This window comes from Streptomyces sp. DvalAA-14 (assembly GCF_900091855.1).
Lineage (GTDB): Bacteria > Actinomycetota > Actinomycetes > Streptomycetales > Streptomycetaceae > Actinacidiphila.
Map to the genome: position 1 here is coordinate 1 of NZ_FMCH01000427.1, position 3,093 is coordinate 3,093.

The 3,093-nt window shown below is 74.2% G+C and carries 3 protein-coding genes; 2 read left to right on the forward strand and 1 reads right to left on the reverse strand.

The features are described 5' to 3' along the window. Positions 1 to 1,097, reverse strand: a 1,097-nt coding sequence (locus tag GA0115240_RS22945) for an AfsR/SARP family transcriptional regulator (protein WP_176725150.1), incomplete at its 3' end; no start/stop codon positions are given. 553 nt (positions 1,098 to 1,650) lie between these two features. On the opposite strand from GA0115240_RS22945, the gene GA0115240_RS22950 reads away from it, so the two are divergent. Continuing rightward, positions 1,651 to 2,394 (forward strand): IPT/TIG domain-containing protein, encoded by a 744-nt coding sequence (locus GA0115240_RS22950; protein WP_093739177.1) that lies wholly within the window; start codon positions 1,651 to 1,653, stop codon positions 2,392 to 2,394. Positions 2,395 to 2,664: 270 nt separating this feature from the next. After that, positions 2,665 to 3,093: IPT/TIG domain-containing protein (locus GA0115240_RS22955; protein ID WP_256069939.1), on the forward strand; the 429-nt coding region annotated here is incomplete at its 3' end.

The window sequence follows — 3,093 nt, forward strand, 5'->3', positions numbered from 1 at the left end:
AGCAGGCCGCCCTCGCGCAGCCCGAGCGCCCCCAGCACGGCCTGGGGCAGTTCCGCCCCGCCGGTGAGGCCGGCCAGCGCCACGAAGGTGGCGTCGTGGGGATAGCGCCCGGCCGCCTCTACCGCGAGCCTGGTCTTGCCCGCACCACCCGGGCCGGTCACGGTGACCAGCCGCTCCCGCGCCAGCAGGGCGCCGATCCGGTCCAGTTCGGGGCCGCGGCCGATGAAGCTGGTGAGCTGCGCGGGCAGCTCGTGGCGGGGGGCGGCGGGCGATGTTCCACGTGAAACATGACCCGGCGGCAGCAGCTCCGGGCCGGAGCGCGATTCCGGCGGGCCGGGCGACTCCCGATCGCCGCGCGGCAGCGCGAGATGCGGCTCGCCGCGCAGCACCGCGAGATGCACAGCGGCCAACTCCGGTCCCGGATCCGCACCGAGCGTCTCGGCCAGTTCGCGCCGCGCGGCGTCGTAGACCTCCAGGGCCTCGCCCTGCCGCCCGCTGCCGTGCAGCGCCCGCATCAACTGCCCGCGCAGCCGCTCCCGCAGCGGGTGCGCGGCCACCAGCTCCCGCAACTCGGCCACCAGCTGGCGATGCCGCCCGAGCGCGAGATCCGCCGCCACCCGATCCTCGACCGCCGCCACCCGCAGTTCCTCCAGCCGCACCACCTGCGCGGCGGCGAACGGCGCGTCCCCCACATCGGCCAGGGCCGGGCCCCGCCACAACTCCAATGCCTCCCGCAGCAGCGCGGCGGCCCGCCCGGGATCCCCGGCCGCCAGCGCCTCCCGGCCGGCCGCGCCGAGCTGTTCGAAGCGGTGGGCGTCCACGTCCTGCGGCCGGGCCGCCAGCCGGTATCCCGCCGGATGCCCCTCGATCGCCACCGGCAGCACCTGCCGCAGCCGCGACACCTGCGACTGCACCGCGTTGGCCACTCCGGCGGGGGTCCGCGGACCGTAGAGCCCGTCCACCAGGCGCTCGACCGTGACCGTCCGGCCGGCCTCCAGCGCCAGCAGGGCCAGCAGAGCCCGTCGCCGCGGCCCGCCGAGTGCCACCGCCACGCCCCCGGCACCGACCACCCGCGTCGTCCCCAGAATCCCGAACATCACGCTCTCGATTCTGTCCGACCTCCCACCGCTCCGGCAGGCCCGTCCGCCAGGGGCGCGCGCGGAGCCAACAGGCCCTTCCATAGCGCTCTCTTCGCGCCTGCGCTCCGTCAAACGGGTGACTGTTCGCCAGAATGATTGCCCTTTTATGCCCCAGATGGGTCAATGAAGTCATCCAAACCGGTGGGCCGCCCATCCCTCTCGGGGGAGCGCGGCAGCTGGCCCGATCGCCGACTGTCTCTGCTTGCACGGACCCAGGCTGCGTTTGACGCCGTCTGTCGCGATGGGCACCCCCGTAGAGGGTCATTTGGATTCGTCAGCCGGTGCCGTCCCTCGGCACCGGCTGATGTGGCCGCCGGCTCCAGACCGAGCCAAACGCCCTTCCGGACCAGTCCCGTGGCGCTCCCAACCACCGCGGGCCGGTACGTCGGCAGCTTCGAGCGGTTCTCTCCCGCCGGGACGGCACGCATATCGCCGCCCGGGTGCGTCCCCGCCCCGCCGCGTCCCGAAAGGGCACCCGACCGATCCACGCGGTTCCAGCAGGAGGACGACCATGCCTATCAGTCCGAACCAGGGATCCACCGGCGGCGGCACGACCGTCACCATCACCGGCACCAACCTCACGGGCACCAGCGCGGTGCACTTCGGCACCAAGCTCGCCACCATCACCAGCGTCACGCCGACCGCGGTCAGCGCCGTCTCCCCGTCCGGCTCCGGCACGGTCGGCGTGACCGTGACCACCCCCGGCGGCACCAGCAACCCGATCTCGTTCTTCTACGTCGGCGCGCCGTTCAAGTCCGGCCTGAGCGACTCCTCCGGGGCCACCGCCGGCGGCAACACCATCACCATCAACGGCACCGGCCTGTCGACGGCCACCTCGGTGGCCTTCGGCGGCAACTCGGCCGTGCCCACCATCGTCTCCGACAGCCAGATCTCCGTCGTGGTGCCCGCGGGCGCCGCGGCCGGACCCGTGGGGGTCAGCGTGACGACGGCCGGAGGCACCAACAACGGCCTGACGTACACCTACATCGACGCCCCGACCGTCATCGCGATCGACCCGCCGGCCGGCCCGACGTCCGGCGGCACCGCGGTGACCATCACCGGCACCAACCTGGCCACTACCGACCAGGTCACCTTCGCCGGGGTGCCGGCGCCGTTCACCGTCATCAACGCGACCACGGTGTCGGCGGTCACCCCGCCCGGAACCGCCGGCCCGGTGGACGTCACCGTCACCAACCCGGCGGGTACCGCGACCGACGCGGGGGCCTTCACCTACACGGCGGCCCCCGGCATCTGACCGGCAGCGGGCGGCCACCGACCGGCATCCGACCGGCATCCCGCCGGCGGCTGACCGGCACCCGGCCGCCACCCGGCCGCCCCGCGTGGTCGGCCGTCGCGCGGCATCCAGTCGCGCACCACGCACGACGATCCGCCCGCCCGGGGACGCGAGGCCCGGGCGGGCGGACCCCTCGCCCACCGTCGGCCGCCGCCGCCCGGACGCCTCGATCCGCGCGGCGGCGGTCCAGGTGCAGGACTCTTCCGCCGCGGAGAAGAAGGAGAAACAGCCGTGGAGAACCCGGAGAACCCATCATCGACCGCCGCCCGCCCGTCGGCTTCCTCGGCCCCGGCGGCCCCCTCAGCCCCCTCGGCCGCGCCGGCCCCGGCCCTGGCGCCCCTGGTCGCCCCCGTCATCAGCCTGAGCAGCCCCTTTTCCGGGGTCGCCGGCACCACGGTCACCCTGACCGGCAGCGGTTTCACCGGCGTCACGGCGGTCACCTTCGGGGGTATGCCCGCGAGTTCGTTCACGGTGAACTCGTCGACCGGCATCACCGCGGTCGCGCCGGCCGGCTCGGGAACCGTGCAGATCGTCGTCACCACCACCGGTGGCACCAGCAACGGCGTCACGTTCTCCTACACGGTCGCCACCCCGGTGATCACCGCGCTGACCCCGAATCAGGGACCGGTGGCGGGCGGCAACACCGTCACCCTCACCGGC